This window comes from Lysobacter sp. ISL-50 (genome assembly GCF_018612875.1).
GTDB lineage: Bacteria > Pseudomonadota > Gammaproteobacteria > Xanthomonadales > Xanthomonadaceae > Lysobacter.
Map to the genome: position 1 here is coordinate 1 of NZ_JAGGRI010000053.1, position 19780 is coordinate 19780.

20 protein-coding genes are annotated in these 19780 nt (G+C 67.9%); 6 read left to right on the plus strand and 14 right to left on the minus strand.

From position 1 onward, the window contains the following. Positions 1-58 precede the first annotated feature (58 nt). Positions 59-718 (minus strand): NUDIX hydrolase, encoded by a 660-nt coding sequence (locus J7J50_RS22735; protein WP_215059173.1) that lies wholly within the window; start codon positions 716-718, stop codon positions 59-61. Positions 719-903: 185 nt separating this feature from the next. Between J7J50_RS22735 and J7J50_RS22740 the strand changes: the two genes are divergently transcribed. From J7J50_RS22740 to mtnC, 5 genes are all read left to right on the plus strand, one after another. Then, the gene (locus J7J50_RS22740; protein ID WP_215059170.1) at positions 904-2400 is read left to right on the plus strand and encodes an amino acid permease; all 1497 of its coding nucleotides are present in this window, start codon (positions 904-906) and stop codon (positions 2398-2400) included. A 250-nt stretch (positions 2401-2650) separates the two neighbouring features. Continuing rightward, the gene (locus J7J50_RS22745) at positions 2651-4087 is read left to right on the plus strand and encodes an amino acid permease (RefSeq protein WP_215059167.1); all 1437 of its coding nucleotides are present in this window, start codon (positions 2651-2653) and stop codon (positions 4085-4087) included. Between the two features lie 114 nt (positions 4088-4201). Then, positions 4202-4840 (plus strand): methylthioribulose 1-phosphate dehydratase, encoded by a 639-nt coding sequence (locus J7J50_RS22750; protein WP_215059165.1) that lies wholly within the window; start codon positions 4202-4204, stop codon positions 4838-4840. Next, on the plus strand, positions 4837-5394 hold the full coding sequence (locus J7J50_RS22755; protein WP_215059163.1) for an acireductone dioxygenase: 558 nt from the start codon (positions 4837-4839) through the stop codon (positions 5392-5394). Before J7J50_RS22750 ends, J7J50_RS22755 begins: the two co-directional genes overlap by 4 nt. Before the next feature lie 261 nt (positions 5395-5655). After that, on the plus strand, positions 5656-6351 hold the full coding sequence (mtnC, locus tag J7J50_RS22760) for an acireductone synthase (RefSeq protein WP_215059161.1): 696 nt from the start codon (positions 5656-5658) through the stop codon (positions 6349-6351). Between the two features lie 81 nt (positions 6352-6432). Here mtnC and J7J50_RS22765 read toward each other — a convergent pair whose 3' ends face one another. From J7J50_RS22765 to J7J50_RS22825, 13 genes are all read right to left on the minus strand, one after another. Further along, complete coding sequence (locus J7J50_RS22765) at positions 6433-6642, minus strand: hypothetical protein (RefSeq protein WP_215059159.1); 210 nt, start codon at positions 6640-6642, stop codon at positions 6433-6435. A 14-nt stretch (positions 6643-6656) separates the two neighbouring features. Further along, complete coding sequence (locus tag J7J50_RS22770) at positions 6657-7109, minus strand: type II 3-dehydroquinate dehydratase (RefSeq protein WP_215059157.1); 453 nt, start codon at positions 7107-7109, stop codon at positions 6657-6659. Positions 7110-7317: 208 nt separating this feature from the next. After that, a complete protein-coding gene (locus J7J50_RS22775; RefSeq protein WP_215059154.1) occupies positions 7318-7911 on the minus strand; it encodes a YdeI/OmpD-associated family protein in 594 nt (197 codons plus the stop codon). Continuing rightward, positions 7908-9572, minus strand: a complete 1665-nt coding sequence (locus tag J7J50_RS22780) for a calcineurin-like phosphoesterase family protein (protein ID WP_215059152.1) — start codon at positions 9570-9572, stop codon at positions 7908-7910. The genes J7J50_RS22775 and J7J50_RS22780 overlap by 4 nt, the downstream gene beginning before the upstream one ends. Positions 9573-9683: 111 nt before the next feature. Next, positions 9684-10343, minus strand: a complete 660-nt coding sequence (gene hisIE, locus J7J50_RS22785) for a bifunctional phosphoribosyl-AMP cyclohydrolase/phosphoribosyl-ATP diphosphatase HisIE (protein WP_215059150.1) — start codon at positions 10341-10343, stop codon at positions 9684-9686. Next, the gene (gene hisF / locus J7J50_RS22790; protein WP_251044442.1) at positions 10343-11134 is read right to left on the minus strand and encodes an imidazole glycerol phosphate synthase subunit HisF; all 792 of its coding nucleotides are present in this window, start codon (positions 11132-11134) and stop codon (positions 10343-10345) included. The genes hisIE and hisF overlap by 1 nt, the downstream gene beginning before the upstream one ends. Continuing rightward, positions 11128-11877 (minus strand): 1-(5-phosphoribosyl)-5-[(5-phosphoribosylamino)methylideneamino]imidazole-4-carboxamide isomerase, encoded by a 750-nt coding sequence (hisA, locus tag J7J50_RS22795; protein WP_215059148.1) that lies wholly within the window; start codon positions 11875-11877, stop codon positions 11128-11130. Before hisA ends, hisF begins: the two co-directional genes overlap by 7 nt. Before the next feature lie 2 nt (positions 11878-11879). Then, a complete protein-coding gene (hisH, locus tag J7J50_RS22800; RefSeq protein ID WP_215059145.1) occupies positions 11880-12488 on the minus strand; it encodes an imidazole glycerol phosphate synthase subunit HisH in 609 nt (202 codons plus the stop codon). Continuing rightward, the gene (gene hisB / locus J7J50_RS22805) at positions 12488-13726 is read right to left on the minus strand and encodes a histidinol-phosphatase (RefSeq protein WP_215059179.1); all 1239 of its coding nucleotides are present in this window, start codon (positions 13724-13726) and stop codon (positions 12488-12490) included. Before hisB ends, hisH begins: the two co-directional genes overlap by 1 nt. A gap of 5 nt (positions 13727-13731) precedes the next feature. Next, entirely contained in the window at positions 13732-14835 is a 1104-nt protein-coding gene (gene hisC / locus J7J50_RS22810; RefSeq protein WP_215059144.1) for a histidinol-phosphate transaminase, read from the minus strand. Between the two features lie 69 nt (positions 14836-14904). Further along, entirely contained in the window at positions 14905-16245 is a 1341-nt protein-coding gene (gene hisD / locus J7J50_RS22815; RefSeq protein WP_215059177.1) for a histidinol dehydrogenase, read from the minus strand. Between the two features lie 8 nt (positions 16246-16253). Continuing rightward, complete coding sequence (hisG, locus tag J7J50_RS22820) at positions 16254-17168, minus strand: ATP phosphoribosyltransferase (RefSeq protein ID WP_057942510.1); 915 nt, start codon at positions 17166-17168, stop codon at positions 16254-16256. Positions 17169-17251: 83 nt separating this feature from the next. Continuing rightward, on the minus strand, positions 17252-17563 hold the full coding sequence (locus J7J50_RS22825) for a YerC/YecD family TrpR-related protein (RefSeq protein ID WP_057942509.1): 312 nt from the start codon (positions 17561-17563) through the stop codon (positions 17252-17254). 307 nt (positions 17564-17870) lie between these two features. Here J7J50_RS22825 and J7J50_RS22830 point away from each other — a divergent pair, with 307 nt between their 5' ends. After that, entirely contained in the window at positions 17871-19736 is a 1866-nt protein-coding gene (locus tag J7J50_RS22830; RefSeq protein ID WP_215059141.1) for a diguanylate cyclase, read from the plus strand. Positions 19737-19780: the final 44 nt, after the last annotated feature.

The following is a 19780-nucleotide window of genomic DNA, read 5'->3' on the forward strand; positions in this document are numbered from 1 at the left end:
CCTGAAGGCCCTCCTACAAAGGCAGGCCCTTCCACCAATTCTTTGGTGTGGACGACGATCAGGCCGGCGCCGGTTCGCTCAGCGCGGCGCGCGCCAACCACTTGCGCGCCATCCGCCGCATCGAGTCGTCGCTGCCCGGGTCGTCGAGCAGTTCCGCGATCTCGCGCCAGGCCAGGTCCAGCGATTCCTCGCTGATCACGTAGTCCTCGTTGTCGCCGGCGCGCACGACGTAGCGCAGGTCGTAATGCCAGTGGCCGGGGACCTCGCGGCGTTCGGGAATCCAGTGGCGGTCCACGTCGAACAAGTCCGGGTCCACCGACAGGCCGGTCAGGCCCGACTCTTCCTCGGCTTCGCGCAAAGCCACCTGGGCGAGGTCGCGGTCGCCGTCGGCATGGCCGCCCAGTTGCAGCCAGCGGCCGAGCTTGCGGTGATGGGTCAGCAGGACGCGGCGGCCCGCGCGGTCGATCAGCCAGGCGCCGCCGGTGAAGTGGCCAGCCAGTCGCTCGCGCATGAACGGGTCGGCGGCGCCCGCGATCGCATGCTGCGACGCGCCATCGGCGCTCGCGGCCGCGCCGCCGGGCCCGTGGTCGGCCTGCTGCGCTTCGTCGAGCAGTTCCAGGAACGGCTGCGTATGTTCGGCCTCTTCCGGCCAAAGTCGCGCATATTCGATGAGATTGGAACGAAGTTCGCCTATGGCGTCGGAATGTTTCGCGGGCATGCGTAAAAAGGTGCTCGACGGGGGATACGGACTGTGATTATGGGCGCAGGAACCATGACCGTGTCCGCTTGCCGCCCATTTCAACACTAGGTTAAGGTGGCCCGCCGCCCCGCTCTGGAGGCCGGTCATCGTCGTCGCCAGAACGACGGGTACAGATCACTTCTTACGAGAGAGAGGGGAGTTCGATGTCGACAGGCCTGTTCATCACCAAGCCGGTGCAAGCCGCGCCGCACGTAGACGCCGGGGAAGTCCACGGCAGTCTGGGCGGCGAAGATTCGCTGAAGCGCGCACTGACTTCCAAACACTTGGTGATGCTGGGCATCGGCGGCGTGATCGGTGCCGGTATCTTCGTCCTCACCGGCCAGGCGGCGGCGCAACATGCCGGCCCGGCGGTCGTCATCAGCTTCATGCTCGCCGGCTTCGCCTGCGCCCTGGCCGGCCTGTGCTACGCCGAGTTCGCGGCGATGCTGCCGGTCTCGGGCAGCGCCTACTCCTATTCCTATGCGACCCTCGGCGAGGGCGTGGCCTGGTTCATCGGCTGGAATCTGGTGCTGGAGTATCTGTTCGCGGCCTCCACCGTATCGGTCGGGTGGTCGGGTTATTTCAGCGAGCTGTTGCATTTAGTCGGCGGATGGACAGGCACGGACATATCGCTGCCGAAGGCATTGGCCTCGGCGCCGTATGAATTCGTCAACGGCCACATCCAGGCCACCGGCACCCTGATCAATCTGCCGGCGGTGTGCATCGTCGCCGCGCTCAGCGGCCTGTGCTACGTCGGCGTGACCCAGTCGGCCTTCGTCAACTCGATCATCGTCACCATCAAGCTGATCGTGATCCTGCTGTTCCTGGCGTTCGCGGTGAAGTACATCAATCCGGACAACTGGACCCCGTTCATTCCGGAAAACGAGGGCCCGGGCAAGTTCGGCTGGGAAGGCATCACCCGCGCGGCGGCGATCGTGTTCTTCTCCTATATCGGTTTCGACGCGGTCTCCACCGCCGCCGGCGAAGCCAAGAATCCGCAGCGCGACATGCCGATCGGCATCCTCGGTTCGCTGGCGATCTGCACGGTGCTGTACATCCTGGTCTCGCTGACCCTGACCGGCATCGCCGACTTCCGCACCCTCAACACGCCCGAGCCGGTCGCCACCGCGCTCAGCAATTATTCGGCGCTGAACTGGCTGCGCTTCATCGTGGTGATCGGCGCGCTGGCCGGCCTGTCCTCGGTGATCCTGGTGATGCTGATGGGCCAGCCGCGCATCTTCTTCACGATGTCGCAGGACGGCCTGATTCCGAAGGTCTTCTCCAAGGTCCATCCGAAGTTCCAGACGCCGTACGTGGGCACGATCATCGTCGGCATCTTCGCCTGCGCCCTGGCCGGTCTGTTCCCGATCAGCGTGCTGGGCGAGCTGGTGTCGATGGGCACCCTGCTGGCCTTCGCCACCGTCTGCATCGGCGTGCTGGTGCTGCGCTATACCCGCCCCGACCTGCCGCGTCCGTTCCGGGTGCCGTTCCCGTTCATCGTCTGCCCGCTCGGCGCCGCCGCGTGCCTGTTCCTGTTCTGGCAGGCCTTCGCCGAGCATTGGCGCCTGATGGTGGGCTGGACCGTGATCGGCGTGTTCATCTACATCATCTACGGCTACCGCAACAGCAAGCTGCGCAGGCTCGCGTCCAACGCGGCCTGATCGGCACGAAGCAGTCAAGGCCGGCGGGAGTGCTCCCGCCGGCCTTTTTCCATTTCACCGCAGCAAGGCTTCCACTGCGATCCGATCCGATTTCGAGCCTGTGCGCTTGAGCTCGTCATCCCCGCGAAGGCGGGGATCCAGGGCTTCAACGCGACACCACTCTGAAGTCTCTGGATTCCCGCCTTCGCGGGAATGACGGGCGGAAAGATCGCAGCCGGCGGCGACACGCAGCATCAGGAAGAACCGCACCATGCTGGAACAACTTCGGGCGACCAAACACCCGCACGCCGCCCACACCGAGGCCGAAGGGCTGAGCCTGCACCGCACGCTGGGGCCGTGGGGCCTGACCGCGCTGGGCATCGGCGCGGTCATCGGCGGCGGCATCTTCGTGATCACCGGCAAGGCCGCGGCCGAACACGCCGGCCCGGCGATCATGCTGTCGTTCGTCCTGGCCGCGATCTGCTGCACCTTCTGCGCGATGGCCTATGCCGAATTCGCCGCGATGGTGCCGGTCTCGGGCAGCGCCTACACCTACACCTACGCCACTCTGGGCGAGCTGGCCGCGTGGTTCATCGGCTGGATGCTGATATTGGAGTACGGCGTATCCGCCTCCGCGGTGGCGGTCAGCTGGACCGGGTATTTCCTGAGTCTGCTGCAGCACTTCGACATAACCCTGCCGGCGGCGCTGGTGCAGGCGCCGCTGGACGCCAAGCTGCGCCCGACCGGCGCGATCGCCAACGTCCCGGCGGCGATCATCGTGCTGCTGCTGACCTGGCTGTGCTACGTGGGCATCCGCAAGTCCTCGGCCATGAACATGGCGATGGTGCTGCTGAAGTCGGGCCTGATCGTGCTGGTGATCGTGGTCGGCTGGAAGTACGTCAATCCCGAGCTGTGGCACCCGTTCATCCCCGAATCCCAAGGCCACGGCAAGTACGGCTGGGAAGGCGTGCTGCGCGGGGCCTCGATGGTGTTCTTCGCCTACATCGGCTTCGAAGCGGTGTCGGTGGCGGCGCAGGAATCGCACAAGCCGCAGAAGGACATGCCGATCGGCATGCTGGCCTCGCTGGCGATCTGCACCGTGCTCTACATCGGCATGGCCGCGGTGATGACCGGCCTGGCGCCGTACACGACCCTGGGCACCGACGAGCCGGTGGTGACCGCGATCGCCGGACATGCCGGCCTGAACTGGCTGCGGGTGGTGGTCGAGGTCGGCGCCCTGGTCGGGCTGTCGTCGGTGGTGCTGGTGATGATCATCGGCCAGCCGCGCATCTTCATGATCATGGCGCGCGACGGCCTGTTGCCGCCGGTGTTCACCAAGATCCATCCCAAGTACCGCACCCCGCACATCAACACGGTGATCACCGGCATCGGCATCGCCCTGCTGGCGGCGCTGTTCCCGCTCGACATCCTCGGCGACATGACCTCGATGGGCACCCTGATCGCCTTCGCCGCGGTCTGCGCCGGCGTGCTGATCCTGCGCCGCACCCAGCCCGACCTGCCGCGTCCGTTCCGGATTCCCTTCGCCTGGCCGATCTGCCTGGCCGGCATCATCAGCTGCCTGGTCCTGCTGTCCACCATGTCCGCGCACAACTGGATGCTGATGGCGGTGTGGACGCTGATCGGCTTCGTGATCTATTTCGCCTACAGCATGCGCCACAGCAAGCTGGCCCGGCAGAACCGGCAATAGCGCGCCGCCGGGATTCGGACCGCGGCCCCGGCCGCCCCGATCCCGGCTCCGCGGCAACGCTGCGTTGCCGCAAAAACGAGGCAAGCGACACGTCCGGGCGCTAAACTTGGCCCCATGAACAGCGCCCTGCCCTACGATCCGCAACGCCTCGCCCACTGCGCCGGCGAGATCATCGTCAACGTGCGCGAGTTGTCGCAGCGCGGCTGGACTCCGGCCACGAGCAGCAATTTCTCGCGCCGTATCGACGCCCAGAATGTCGCCATCACCGTCTCCGGCCGCGACAAGGGCCGGCTGACCGAGGCCGACATCATGGTCGTCGACCTGGACGGCCAGCCGGTCGCCACCAGCCATCGCCCCTCGGCCGAGACCCTGCTGCACACCCAGCTGTACAAGCGCTACCCCGAGATCGGCTGCGTCCTGCACACCCATTCGCAGACCCAGACCGTGGCCTCGCGCCTGTACGCCGGCCAGGGCCACGTGCATCTGGAAGGCTACGAGCTGTTGAAAGCCTTCGCCGGCACCACCACTCACGACACCGAGCTGGACTTGCCGGTCTATCCCAACACCCAGGACATGCCCACCCTCGCCGCCCAGGTCGATGCCACGCTCGACAAGCAGGCGATGTGGGGCTACCTGATCGACGGCCACGGCCTGTACGCCTGGGGCCGCGACATGCCAGAAGCCCGGCGCCACCTGGAGGCGTTCGAATTCCTGCTGGGATGCGAACTCGAACTCAGGAGGCTGCAGCGATGAGCCGGCTGCGCATTTTCCCGCAAGACCAACCCGACGCCCCGAGCCTGAGCACGTCCGACCAGGCGCAGATCGCGCATGAGCTGGCCAGGATCGGCGTGGGCTTCGAACAATGGCGCGCGACCCAGCCGGTCAAGCCGGGCGACACGCCCGAGGCGATCATGCAGGCCTATCGCGGCGACATCGACCGTCTCGTCGCCGAGCGCGGTTTCAAGACCGTGGACGTGGTCAGCATCGCCCCGGACAACCCGCAGCGCGAAGCGATGCGCAGCAAGTTCCTGGACGAGCACTATCACAAGGAAGACGAAGTGCGTTTCTTCGTCGCGGGCTCGGGCTTGTTCACCCTGCACGTCGAGCCGAACGTCTATGAGATCAAGTGCGAGACCGGCGATCTGATCTCGGTGCCCGACAGCACCCTGCATTGGTTCGACATGGGCCCGCAGCCGAGCTTCGTCGCGATCCGTTTCTTCACCGAGCCGGACGGCTGGGTCGGGCATTTCACCGGCAGCGATCTGGCGCAGCAGTTTCCTCGCTATGAGAAGGGTCAGGCGGCTTGAGGGGCTAAAGAGCAAATCCCCCCTGCCCCCCCCTTTTTCAAAGGGGGGAACTGCAAAGGCGGGGACGCTGGCGTTTTGTCCACACAGCCAAGCCGTTAAATTCGCCCCCTTTGAAAAAGGGGGCTGGCGCCCAGCAAAGCACGCAGTCTGCGCATAACCCGTGCGCCGGGGGATTTGCCCCTCCAAACACGCGCTCCGTTTTTGCACCACCCGCCCATCACGGCGACAATCCCCCTTCTCCCCGCAACGCCGGCCTTCCCCATGCCCATCCGCGCCATCCTCACCGACATCGAAGGCACGACCAGTTCGATCTCCTTCGTCAAGGACGTCCTGTTTCCGTACGCGCGCCGCGCCCTGCCGGGCTTCGTCGCCACCCGCGGCCGCGAGCCGGGCGTGCGCAAGTGGCTGGACACGGTCGCGCTGGAGAACGGCGGCGCCTGCCAGGATTCGGTGATCGTCGAAGTGCTGCAGGGCTGGATCGACGAAGACCGCAAGCACACCGCGCTCAAGGCGCTGCAGGGCATGATCTGGGCCGACGGCTACAAGAGCGCGGATTTCACCTCGCACATGTACCCCGACGCGGCGCCGGCGCTGCGGCAGTGGAAGGACCAGGGGCTGCGCCTGTACGTCTATTCCTCCGGCAGCGTGCCGGCGCAGCGATTGCTGTTCGGCCACAGCGATGCCGGCGATCTGACCGAGCTGTTCTCGGGTTGGTTCGACACCGAAGTCGGCAGCAAGCGCGAGGCGGCGAGCTATGAGCGCATCGTCGAATCGATCGGCCTGCCCGCGCACGACATCCTGTTCCTGTCCGACGTGATCGAGGAACTCGACGCGGCGCGCGAGGCCGGACTGGAAACGGTGTTGATCGATCGCCTGGACGATTACCCGACGCCGCGCGAAGGCGCGGCCACCCACGATCATCCGCGCGCGACTGCGTTCGATCAGATCGAGGTGTGATCTCATCCGGCGAATGTTGCATTCGCCGCAGATGAAGTTTCGCGGTCGCGGCTCGCGCCGCGATCGTTTCATCGATGCCGCTTACAACCGGCTCAGATTGCGCACCCGCACCTCATCGCGCTCCACGCCGTGTTCGTTCGCGGCCTGGGCGCGGATGCGGTTGAGCAGTTCGGCCGGATCGAAGGCGCCGGGCTCGGCCGGCGCGTAATCGAGCGTGGTCTGGCCCCACACGATGAAGCGGCCGCCGACCAGGATTTCGTAGTCGGCGAAATAGAAGTAATGCGCGCTCATGGCGATGCCGCGGCTCAGGTGCCGACGTGGACGTCGTTGCCGCTTTCCGCGCAGCCCAGGTGTTCCAGCGCGATCGCCAGCGCCAGCGTGTAGCTCTGCGCGGCGTAGCCGTGGATCAGGCGCAGGCGCTGGCCGCAATCGGGCGCGATCGACGGCTCCAGCGCGTTCATGTCGTCGTCGTGGACTTCGATGTACGGCACCGGCAATTGCTCCAGCGCGCCGCGCAGCTTGTCGCTGACCGGCAGGCACGCGCCCGGGTCGAGCAGCAGCAGTTCGGCATTGGCCGCGCGCATGCCGCGCAGGCATTCGATCAGCTCGCCTTCGTTGCGGCAGCTGCGCACCGCGATCGCCTTGCCGGCGTCGGCGGCGCGCTCGACCAGGGTCGCGCGCACTTCGCCGGCCAGCGGCGGGACCATCGAATCGACAGCGGTGCCGGTGTTGGGGCCGCGCAGAATCAGGATCGACACGTCGGGACTCACTGCGCGCTCGGAGCGGCGCGCCTTGGAGTTCACTGTAGGAAGACGGGGCGTAAAGGCGCTATGCGCGGGCGGGCGCGGGGCGTAAATCCCGCGTCAATTCCTGATGGGGGGGTTGGGCGTATGGAGCGATGCGGCCCTCACCCCAACCCCTCTCCCGCAGGGCGGGAGAGGGGCTCAGTGCGCGGCGGGCGCGAACTCAGCCGTGAATCTTTTCTCCGCGCGCCAGCATCGCCACCAGCTTCTCGATCCGGTCCGCGCGCGTCTGCGCCTTCTTCGCGGTCTGCACCCGCCACAGCACCGCGTAGCGATTGGTCTTGTCCAGGGTGTCGAAAAACTTGCGCGCCTTGGGTTGCCTGGCCAAGGCCTTGGCCAGATCCTCCGGCACTTCGATCTTGCTCGCCGAATCGTAGGCCGCGTCCCAGCGGCCGTCGGCCTTGGCCGCGTCGATCTCGCGCTGCCCGCCTTCGCGCATGCGGCCGGCGGCGGTCAGGTTCTCGATCTTGCCGATATTGATTTTCGACCACAGACTCCTGGGCCGCCGCGGCGTGAAGCGCTGAAGAAAATACACCTCGTCCAGACCGCGCTTGAGGCCGTCGATCCAGCCGTGGCACAGGGCCACGTCCAGCGCTTGTTCGTAGTTCACCGTGACCACCGTCTGGCCTTTCTTGGCGATCTTCAGCCAAACGCCCTTGGCATCGGATCGGGCTTCCAGCCAACGCTCGAACGCGGCCGAGTCCTCGAACTCGATCACCGGCAAATCGTCCGCGGGACCTTTCGGCGTCGGAGTCACGGCGCGGCCTCCAGCAGACGGTACGAGGTGCGCAAGCGCTGCTCGCCTTGCCAGGCGTCGAACACCCGTACTTCGATCGCATGCTCGCCCGCGGCGCGGTCGGTCGGCAGCGGCGCGTTCCACAGGTGCGCGCTCGGCGTGGCGACCGCGGCGCGGTCGTAGCCGCGCAGGTTGGTGGCTTCGTCGTCGCGCGCGTTCTCGGCCTGCAGCGCCGGGTCGGGCTGATCGACGCGCTTCATCGGCTTCCATTCGCCGTCGTCGAGGCGGTATTCGACCCGGCTGTCGTCGCGGCCCATGAACACGTTCGCGAACACGCCGCGGATCGGATACGAACCGCGGCGCAGGGTCTTGGGCGCGTACAGGCTCAGGTACCGGTTCATCACCCGGTTCTGGATCGTGTCGGCGCCGGCGGCCGCCTGCGCGAGCGGCTTGGCCTCGGCTTTCGCCGGGTACCAGCTCAATTCGTATCGGGCATCGGCCTTCACCTGCAGCCGCGCATAACCGTTCGGCGTGCCGTCGCTCATCGTGGTGTCGGGAATGCCGTCGGCGTTCTTCACGCCCGACCAGAACGCGCCGCAGGCCGCGCCGACGTTGTATTCGTGCAGCGGCTGGGCGCCCTTCCAGCCCACCGACGCATCGTGAAACACATGGCGCTGCGCATGGCTGTGGCCGCTGATCACCAACACGTGCGGGAACTCGCGCAACAGATCGAACAAACGCTGGCGATCGGCGTGACGGAACGTCTCCCGCCCCGGCGCGGCGTCGAACAGCGGGATATGCATGGCCAACACCAGCAGACGCCGCTTGTCCGCGCTCGCCAGATAGCGTTCGAGGAAGGCGAACTGATCCGGCCGCAGGCCGCCGATGTAGTCGGGCTTGGTGCCGGGCTGATACACCACGTCGTCGAACACGACGAAGTTCGCCTGCGGCTCTTCCCAGGCATAGGTGTCGGGGCCGTAGATGTGGCGATAGCTCAGCAGCGAGTCTTCATCGCGCCCGGCGTCGAAATCCAGGTCGTGATTGCCGGGCGCATGCAGCCACGGTACGCCAAGGCGGGCGGTGACGGCGTTGAGCTTGGGATACAGCGACAGATCGTCGTGGGTGATGTCGCCCAGGCTCAGGCCCAGATCGGCGACGGCGGCCTGGCCTGCGCGCTGCGCCAGCAACGGCTCGACGATATCGCGGCGGTAGTAATCGACATCCGTCGCGCTTTTGGTCTGCGGATCGGCGAACACCAGCACGCGCAGATCGGCGCCGCCGCGCCGCTGCGGCACCAGCGCATAGTCGCGGCAGCTCGCCGCGGCCTGCGGCATGCCGCCGTATTTCAGCGGCGGCGGCGCGCTCAGGCTCACGTTGAGCCAGTAATCCGGCAGCCCGCTGTCGACGCGCGCGGCGACGCGATAGCCGGCCGGCTTGATCAGGAACTGGCTGCTGCGATCGCGCAGCGGCAGCGTGTAGCGGCCCTGCGCATCGGTGCGCACGATGGTTTCGCCGTCGGAGACGCGCTGCCCGGCCATGCCGGGTTCGCCCGGATCGCGCCGGCCGTTGCCGTTGCGGTCCTCGAACACGCGGCCGCCCTCGCACGGCGGCGGAAGCGACTCGGCCAAGGCGGCCGGTGCGATCAGGGCAAGCAACACAGCGGCGGACGCGATGGGGCGCATACGGGACTCCGAAAGGTGTCCGCATTATGCGTCGATCGTGGTCAGGGCGTGCCCGCGATAGGCCAGCAGCGCACGGTTTGGCGCCGCCATGCCGGCAACGAAACGCCGGAATCAATCCGCGGGCCGCGCCCCGCGATGCGGCTGCCCGTGCCGCGCGCGCAGCACCGCGACCGCGTCGCCCAGCGACAGGCCGCGCGCGCGCAGCAGCACCTGCAGATGGAACAGCAGATCGGCGGCCTCGCCGCACAGCGCGGCATCGTCCTGGACCACCGCGGCCAGCGCGGTCTCCACGCCCTCTTCGCCGACCTTCTGTGCGATCGAACGCACGCCCTTGTCGAACAGGTGGGTGGTGTAGCTGCCGGCCGGGCGTTCGCGTTCGCGTTGTTCGACCAAGGCATCGAGCTCGGCGAGGAACGACAGCGCGTCGCCGGGATGGCCCGGCGCGTTCGGGAAACAGCTTTCGCGGCCCAGGTGACAGGTCGGCCCGTGCGGTTGCGCGCGCACCAGCAGAGTGTCGCGGTCGCAGTCGGTTTCCATCGACACCAGGTCGAGGAAATTCCCCGAGGTTTCGCCCTTGGTCCACAGCCGCTGCTTGCTGCGGCTGAAGAAGGTGACGTGGCCGCTTTCCAGCGTGGCCTGCAGCGCCGCCCGGTCCATGTAGCCGAGCATCAGCACGCGCAGGCTCGCCGCGTCCTGGACCACGGCCGGGATCAGGCCCAGCTGTTTGTCCCAGTCGAGCGCGTCGATCTGCTGCGGTGTCAGCGCGCTCATCAGTGCAGTTCCCGCACCGGCACGCCCTGCTCGCGCAGCGCCTGCTTCAAGGCCGGAATGCGGATGCTGCCGGAGTGGAACACGCTCGCCGCCAACGCCGCATCGACATCGGCTTCGCGGAACACCGCGCCGAAGTGCTCGATGGTTCCGGCGCCGCCGGAAGCCACCAGCGGCACCTGGCAGATTTCGCGCACCGCGCTGAGCTGCTCGATGTCGTAACCGCTGCGCACGCCGTCGCTGCCCATGCAGTTGAGCACGATCTCGCCCGCGCCCAGCCGTTGCGCTTCGACCACCCAGTCCAGCGTGCGCTTAGCCAAAGCCTGGGTGCGCGAGGGATCGCCGGTGTACTGGCGCACCCGCCACTGGCCGTCGGGATCGCGCAGGCTGTCGATGCCGACCACCACGCACTGCACGCCGAACTCATCCGCGATTTCGCCGATCAGCTCGGGCCGTTCCAGCGCCGGGGTGTTGATCGAAATCTTGTCGGCACCGGCGTTGAGCACGCCGCGCGCGTCGCCCACCGAACGGATGCCGCCGGCGACGCAGAACGGAATGTCGATCGCGCGCGAGACGCGCTCGACCCAGCCGCGATCCACGCTGCGCCCCTGCGGGCTGGCGGTGATGTCGTAGAACACCAGCTCGTCGGCGCCGTCGTCGCGATAACGCAGCGCGAGTTCGACGATGTCGCCCATATCGACGTGATCGCGAAAACGCACGCCCTTGACCACGCGGCCGTCGCGGACGTCCAGACACGGCACGATGCGCCGGCTCAAGGGTGTGGTGGTCAGCAACGTCGTACCTGCTTCAATGCGTCAGTGAGTTGGAAACGGCCTTCGATCAGCGCCTTGCCCAGCACCGCGCCGCTGCAGCCGACGTTGTCGGCGGCGACGATGTCGGCGATGTCGCGGATGCCGCCGGAGGCCTGCAGCTGCACGTCCGGAGCGATCTCGTGGATGTGCCGGTACAGGTCGAGGTTCGGCCCGGTCATGGTGCCGTCGCGGGAAACGTCGGTGCACAGCAGATGACGCAGGCCGGCCGCGGCGTAACGCGTCAGCAACGGTTCCAGGCGCACGCCGCTGTCCTCGGTCCAGCCGGCGACCGGCAGTTCCCAGGCGCCGTCCTCGGTCTGGCGCACGTCCAGGGCGATGGTGATGCGTTCGGAGCCGAAGCGCTTGAGCCAGCCGATGACCAGGTCCGGGTCCTTGACCGCGAGCGAACCGACCACGACGCGGTCGGCGCCGGCGTCGATGATCGCCTCGACATCGGCTTCGCTGCGCACGCCGCCGCCGGTCTGCACGCGCATCCAGCTGGAGGTGGTGATCGCGCGCAGCAGCGGCGCCAGGGTGTAGCCGCCGTAGCGCGCGGCGTCCAGATCGATCAGGTGCAGCCACTTGGCGCCGGCTTCGGCGTAACGGGTGGCCAGGGCCAGCGGCTCGGTCTCGTAACGGGTTTCCTGCGTGTAGTCGCCCTGGTGTAGGCGCACGACCCGCCCGTCGCGAACGTCGATCGCGGGATACAAGGTGCTGTTGCCCATGTTCACGCCTCCAGCGCCAGGAAGTTGGCGAGCAGGCGCGAACCGACGGCGGCCGAGCGTTCCGGATGGAACTGGGCGCCGAAGCAGCGTCCGCGTCCGGCCACGGCGGTGAAGCGGGTGCCGTAGCTGGCGCTGGCCAGGGTGTCTGGGGTCAGTGGCGCGGCATAGCTGTGGACGAAATAGGCCTGGTCGTGCTCGCCGATGCCGGCAAGCAGGCGATGCGCTCCGGCCGATTCATGCTTCTGAAGGAGATTCCATCCCATGTGAGGCACACGTACTCCTGGTCCTGGTTGCAACCTGGTGATCCGGCCCGGCAGAAGCCCGAGGCACTCGACCTCGCCCTCCTCCGAGGACTCGTACAACAGCTGCATGCCCAGGCAGATCCCGAGCAGCGGCTGTTGCAAGCGGCGGATCGTCGCAACCAGTTCCAGTTCGCGCAGTCTTGCCATCGCGGGGGCGGCGGCGCCCACACCCGGCAAGATCACGCGATCGGCGGAGGCGATCGTCGCGGGGTCCGCGCTCAGAATCGAACGCGCACCCAGCCGCTCCAATGCATAACGCACTGAGCCGATGTTCCCCCCCCCCGAATCGATGACAGCTACAACCGTCATCACAAAACTCCTTTGGTACTCGGCAGTTCACGCCCTTGACGAGCGATCGCCTGACGCAGTGCGCGCGCCACCGATTTGAAACAGGCCTCTATTTTGTGGTGATCGTTATCACCTTCCACGTTCAGGTTCAGATTGAGTCCGGCGGTTTCGCACAATGAACGGAAGAAATGCGGGAGCAGCTCGGTCGGGAAGTCGCCGACCCGCTCGCGCGCGAAGCTGCCGCTGAACACGAAATACGGCCGCCCGGAAAAATCCAGCGCGGCGCGCGCCAGGGTTTCGTCCATCGGCAGCACGAATTCCTGCGCCTGCGGCGCACTCATGTCGTCCTGCGAATCGCCCACCTCGCCTTCCCCAACCTGCGCACCACCCAAATCGCCTTCCCCCCTTTGCAAAAGGGGGGCCAGGGGGGATTCGCTCTTGGCCGCGACTGCATCGCTGCTGACCCCGGCCCGCGGATCGAACCCATAGCGCCCGATCCCGCGCTTGTCGCCCAGCGCTTCGCGCAGCGCCTGCCCCAGCGCCAGCGCGCTGTCTTCGATGGTGTGGTGCTCGTCGATATGCAGATCGCCTTCGCAGCGCAACTCGAGCGCGAAGCCGCCGTGCTTGCCGATCTGTTCGAGCATGTGATCGAAGAACCCGAGCCCGGTGTGCACCTTGGGATCGGCGACGCGATCGAGATCGACCGCCACCTCGATCCGCGTCTCGCGCGTAGTGCGCCGCACCCGCGCGGTGCGCGGACGGTCGGCCAGCGCGTGGGCGATGCCGGCCCAGTCCCACTCGCCGCCGAACTGCCCGGTGCGCAGCTGGAACGCGCGGATGCCCAGGTTGGCGGCGAAACCGTTGTCGGTCTCGCGATCGCCGACCATCGCCGAGCGCTCCCAATCGATGCCGCGATCTTTCAGCAACGGCAGCGCCAGACCGATGCCCGGCTTGCGCGTGGGCAGGTTCTGCGCGGGGAAACTGGTGTCGATCAGCACTTCGCGGAACACGATGCCCTGGCTTTCGAAGATCTGCATCATCAGCTGATGCGGGCCGTCGAAGCTCCAGCGCGGAAACGAGTCGGTGCCCAGGCCGTCCTGATTGGTGACCATGACGAACTCGTAGCCGGCATCGCGCAGTTTCAGCATTGCCGGGATCACTCCGCGCACCAGCCGCAGCTTGGGGTAGCTGTCGATCTGGAAATCGGCCGGCTCCTCGATCAAGGTGCCGTCGCGATCGACGAACAAAATCGGCGTCAACCCGCTCATGCCGCTGCTCCGCAAGACGTGCGCGCCACCCGGTTCAGCACTTCGATCACCGCCGCGTTCTGCTCTGGCGTGCCCAGGCTGATGCGCAGCGCATCGCCGAGTTGCGGCGCGTGGCGGAAATCGCGCACCACCACGCCGGCGTCGAGCAAACCGTCGAACGCGGCCTGCGGATCGTCGAAGCGCGCGAGCAGGAAATTGGCCTGCGAGGGATACACCCGGCGCACGCCGGGCATCGCCCACAATGCCTGCAGCAATTTCTCGCGCTCGCTCATCGCCGTGGCGATGCGCGCCTTGGTGGTATTGCGCGGCACCTCGGCCAGCGCGCGCAGCGCCAGATTCACGCACGGCGTGGGCAGCGGATACGGCGCCTGGCAGCGTTGCAGCGCGGCGATCACGCCGGCATCGGCGATCACGCTGCCGATCCGCGCCGCCGCCAGCGCATGCGCCTTCGACAAGGTGCGCAGCACGGCGATGTTGCGCTGGCGCGCGAGCAGGCTCACCGCCGAAGCGCCGTCGGCGAATTCGATATAGGCCTCGTCCACCACCACCATCGCGCGGCCGCGCAGGCGCAGGGCCAGCGCTTCGATCTCATCGAGCGGCAACAAGGTGCCGGAGGGATTGCCCGGCGAACACAGGAACACCAGCTTGGCCGCTTCGCGTTCGGCCGCGTCCGCGATCGCGGCGAAATCGCAGGCGAAACCCTCCGCGGTGTCGCGCAAGGGCGCTTCGACGATGCGGGTGCCGTGCAAACGCGCGTTCACCGCGTACATGCCGAAGGTCGGCGGCGTGATCACGATGGCATCGCCGCCGGGGCGGCAGAAGCCGCGCACGAGCAAGTCGATGGCCTCATCGCTGCCGCGGCCGGCCAGCAGCTGTTCCGGCGCGCAGCCGTACAACTCGGCCAGGCACTCGCGCAAGCGCTGCGGCTGCGGATCGGGATAGCGGCGCACCGCGCCCTCGCCGTCGGCGACGCTGGGCCAGGCGGCTTCGTTGGCGTTGAGCCAGACCCGGCCGCTGCGCTTTTCGCTGCGCGCCGAACTGTAGCCGGCGAAATCGCGCAGGTCTTCGCGCAACAGGTTCATGGGGTTGTCGTCGATCATGTCCGGTTCTTCGTGCCCGATCTTGAAGCGTGGAGTTATCGCGTTGCCTATCGTATCGATCCGGCGCGCTCAGGCGCGTGAGCCGGCGAGGCCGTCGAGGACCCCGGCGCCCCGGCGCAGATGCTCGCGGCGGATCGCCACCGCCGCCCGGTGCGCGTCCAGGCCTTCGGCGGCGGCCAGTTCCATCGCGCAGCCGCCGATGGCTTCCAGGCCGTGCGCCTGCACTTCCTGCACGGTGATCGCGACCTGGAAGCTGGCGACATTGAGCCCGCCGGCGTAACGCGCCGCGCCGCTGGTCGGCAGGACGTGGTTGGTGCCGCTGCAGTAGTCGCCGAGCGCTTCCGGGGCGAAGTCGCCGAGAAACACCGAGCCGGCGACCTCGACCGCCGGCAGCCGCGCGCGCGCGTCGCGCAGCGCCAGGATCAGGTGCTCGGGCGCGTAGCGGTTGCTGACCTCCAGAGCGGTGTCGATCGAATCGACCCGGATCGAACGCGACGAGCGCAGCGCGATGCGCGCGGTGTCGGCGCGCGACAGGCTGGCCAGTTGCTTCTCCAGCTCCGCATCGACCGCGTCCAGCAGGCCGACATCGTCGCTGAGCAGAATCACCTGCGAATCCGGCCCGTGTTCGGCCTGCGACAGCAGATCGGCGGCGACGAAGTCCGGATAGGCGCCGGCGTCGGCGATCACCAGCACTTCCGACGGCCCGGCCGGCATGTCGATGCCGGCGCCGCCTTCGATCAGGGCGACCTGGCGCTTGGCTTCGGTGACGAAGGCATTGCCCGGGCCGAACAACTTGTCGCACTGGCCGATGCTCTGCGTGCCGAAGGCCATCGCCGCGATCGCCTGCGCGCCGCCGACCTTGAACACGCGCGCGATGCCGCAGCAGCGCGCGGCATACAGCACCGCCGGATCGGCGCTGCCGTCGCGACGCGGCGGCGTGCACAGCGAGACCTCGCGGCAACCGGCCAGCAACGCCGGGACACCGAGCATCAGCGCGGTGGACGGCAATGGCGCCGAACCGGCCGGCACGTACAGGCCGACCCGGCGGATCGGCCGCAGCACGCGTTCGCAGCGCACGCCCGGCGCGGTGTCCAGCGCGTAGGGTTGGGTCATGCCGGCCTGGTGGAACAGGCGGATGCGCTCGGCGGCTTCGTCGATCGCCGCGCGCAATTGCGGCGACAGCGAGGCCTGCGCGGCGTCGAATTCGTCCTCGCCGACGCCGAAGCGCTGCGGCGCGCCGCCGTCGAAACGTTCCGCATAGCGGCGCAGCGCCGCGTCGCCTTCGCTGCGCACCGCGGCCAGGATGTCCGCCACCGCATCGGCGGTGGTCTGACGGGTTTCCTGCGCCGGCCGGCGCAGCACGCCGGCGCGCTGGTCGGCGTCCAGCGCGTTCCAGTCGTAGCGCTGCATCGACCCGCTCATGCCAGCATGCCCTCCACCGGCAGCACCATCAGGCCGCGCGCGCCGGCGCGCTTGAGTTCTTCCAGCCGCTGCCAGGTCACCGCGCCGTGGCACAGCGCCTGCAGGGCGATGTCGTCGCTGCTGTCCAGGCGCATCACCGTCGGCGCCTCGGCATCGGGCAGCAGCGGCAGCAATTCGTCGAGCAGGCTGCGCGGCGCCTGGAACATCAGCAGCTTGCTGTTGCGCACGCGCATCGCGCCGTCGAGGCGGCGCAGCAACAGGTCGGCCAGTTCGCCGCGCACATCGTCGAAGCCGTCGATCGGCCCGGCCAGCACCGCCTCGCTTTCGATCAGCGTCTGCACCGCCTTGAGTTGATTGGCGCCGAGGGTGGCGCCGCTGGACACCAGGTCGCAGATCGCCTCGGCCTGGCCCAGGCGCGGCGCGATTTCGACCGAACCCGACAGCAGCACCACCTGCGCGTCCACGCCCTGCTCGGCCAGCCATTGCGACAACAGCGCCGGATAACTGGTGGCGATGCGCTTGCCGGCCAGCTGCTGCGGGCCTTCCCATTGCCATGCGTCGGGCACCGCCAGCGCCAGCCGGCAACCGCCGAAGCCGAGGGGGCGCCATTCGCGGAACGCCGGCGCGCGGCCGCTGCCGCGACGGTCGCCATCCTGTTCCAGCAGCACGTTGCGGCCGACCACGCCCAGATCGCAGACGCCGTCGGCGATCAGACCGGGGATGTCGTCGTCGCGCACCAGCAGCAGATCGACCGGCAAGGTTTCGCCATAGCAGAACAGGCGGTCGCGGCTTTCGCGCCAACTCAGGCCGCAGGCCGCGAGCAGGGCGCGCGCAGGTTCGGCCAGGCGGCCGGACTTCTGGATCGCGATGCGCAGGCGGTCACGCGCTGCGGCGCTGGCGGGAGGGCTCATGAACGGGTCTCGGAAAGAAGATCGGGCGATGGGGGAAGCGAGCAACGGGCCGGCGGCATGCGCGATAAGGAAGTGCGCGGCGGTCAGCGATGGCGCGCCGCGCGCCGGTGCAGGGCCGCGGCATAGCCGCCGGCGCCGCGTTCGAACACCCGCGCGACGCGGCCGATGGTGGTCACGCTGACCTGGGTGCGGTCGTGGATTTCGCGGTAAGGCACGCCTTCGCTGAGCAGCGGCACCACCCGCCAGCGGTCGCTCATCGCTTCCAGCTCGGCCGGCGTGCACAGGTCTTCGAGGAAGGCCCGCACCTGTTCGGGCGTGCGCAACGCGGCCAGCGCCATCGCCAGGTCGGCGATGGAATCTTCAATCTGGTCGCTGTCGGTGGAGCGGCGCTTCATCGTGGAGAACCTTTGCCGGCGTGGCTTTCGGAGCGGACCGGCGGGCTTTGCGGCCGCCCGGCCTGGAACGTGGAAGACGGTGGGAAGGCGCCTGCTTCGGGGCCGGGAGCTGGCCCGGGCCCGCACAGACGCACTAATGTACTAACGCGTTAATACATTATCGATCCGCCGAACGGTCGTCAAGACGGCCTGAGTGGCGACGGATTTGCGTTAAGAATTCAGGCATGCGCCCGAGCCGTACCTTCCGCAGCCCCGACGCCCCGCCCCGCCGCGACGCAATGGCCTGCGTCGGAACCGACCAAGGAAGATGAATACGATCCCCGCCTCCACCTCGCGCCGCCCGCGCCACGCCGTTTCGCGCGCGTGGCTGCTCGCGCTGCTGTGCCTGCTCGCCGCATGCTGGACTCCGGCGGCGCTCGCCCAGAGCGTGCTGGACCTGGACCGGTCCACCCGCGAGGTCGCGCTGGCGCCGTTCACCGCCTACCACCACGACCTGGACGGCAGGCTCGATCTGGCCGGCGCGCAGCGCCTGCACGCGCAGGGCCGCTTCAAGCCGGTGCCGAACAACAACAGCTCGTTCGGCTTCCAGCGCGGCGCGTTCTGGTTCCACATCGCCGCGCTCAACCGCAACGCCGAGGTGCCGCACTGGCTGCTGGTGCAGGGCTTCGCCCTCAGCGATCGCCTGGATGTGTACACCCGGCCGCGCGACGGCGCGGTCGCGCATCAGGCCGGCGGCGACAGCCTGCCGTTCAGTTCGCGCACCATCCGCTACCGCCACCCGAACTTCCAGATCGATCTGCCGCCCGACCGCATCGTCGATATCTATGTGCGCGTGAGCAGCGAAAGCTCGATGCAGGTGCCGCTGACCCTGTACACGCCCAACGCCTTCACCGAACTGGCGCGCGATGCGCAATTCGGCATCGGCCTGTACTACGGCATCCTGGTCGCGCTGTTCTTCTACAACCTGGTGCTGTGGCTGAGCCTGCGCGACAGCAGCTACTTCTGGTACCTGCTGCATATCTGCGCGTTCGGCCTGGTGCTGCTGACCCTCAACGGCCTGGGCTTCGAATATCTGTGGCCGAACTCGCCGTGGCTGGCCGATCACTCGGTGCCGCTGTCGATCTGCCTGGCCCAGGTCGGCATGCAGCAGTTCGCGCGCAATTTCCTCGGGCTCGCGCAGCGATGGCGTTTCGGCGACCGGGTCGGCCTGGGGATGATCGCGTTCTTCGTGCTGCTGGGGCTGGCGGCCACGCAGATTCCGTATCGCATCGCCACGCCGATCGCCTCGGCCGCGGTGTTCGTCAGCATCGCCTGGATCGCGGTGGAGACCATCGTGGTGCTGCGCCGCGGCTACAAGCCGGCGCGGCTGTTCCTGCTGGCGTGGTCGGCGTTCCTGCTCGGCACCGGCATGTTCGCGGCGATCGCCTTCGACCTGCTGCCGAAGATGTTCATCACCGAATACGGCGTGCAGATCGGCTCGGCGCTGGAGATGTTGCTGCTGTCGGTGGCGCTGGGTTATCGCTACGCCTCGCTGCGCAACGAGAACGAACGGGTGGTGCGCGAGGCCAAGGAGCAGCTGGAGCACAAGGTCGAACAACGCACCATGGAGCTGCGCAGCACGCTGGAACAGTTGGAGGACGCGCATACGCGCCTGCGCGAGACCTCGCAGCGCGACGGCCTGACCGGCCTGCACAACCGCAGCCATTTCCGCGAAGCCTTCGAGGCCTTGCTGCATCGCTCGCGGCGTCAGCGCCGGCCGCTGGTGCTGATGATGATCGACCTGGATCACTTCAAGCAGATCAACGATCACCACGGCCATCTGGTCGGCGACGAATGCCTGCGCTGGGCCGCGGGCCTGATCGCGCAAGTGCTGATCCCGCAGCACGCCCTGCTGGCCCGCTTCGGCGGCGAGGAATTCGTCGCGGTGCTGCCCGATCATGACCTGGACAGCGGCGCGCGCGTGGCCGAAGACCTGCGCCTGCGCCTGCGTTCGCAGCCCTGCCCCAGCCGCAGCCACGACATCCCGGTGACCGCGAGCATCGGCGTGCACGAGATCACCCCGGACGCGGACATGGGCGTGGAAGCGGCGCTGCAGTTCGCCGATCAGGCGCTGTATCTGGCCAAGGCCGAGGGACGCGATTGCGTGCGGGTATGGGGCGCGGCGGCGGCTTGATTTTGTAGGAGGGGCTTCAGCCCCGATGCTTTTCGCTCAGATAG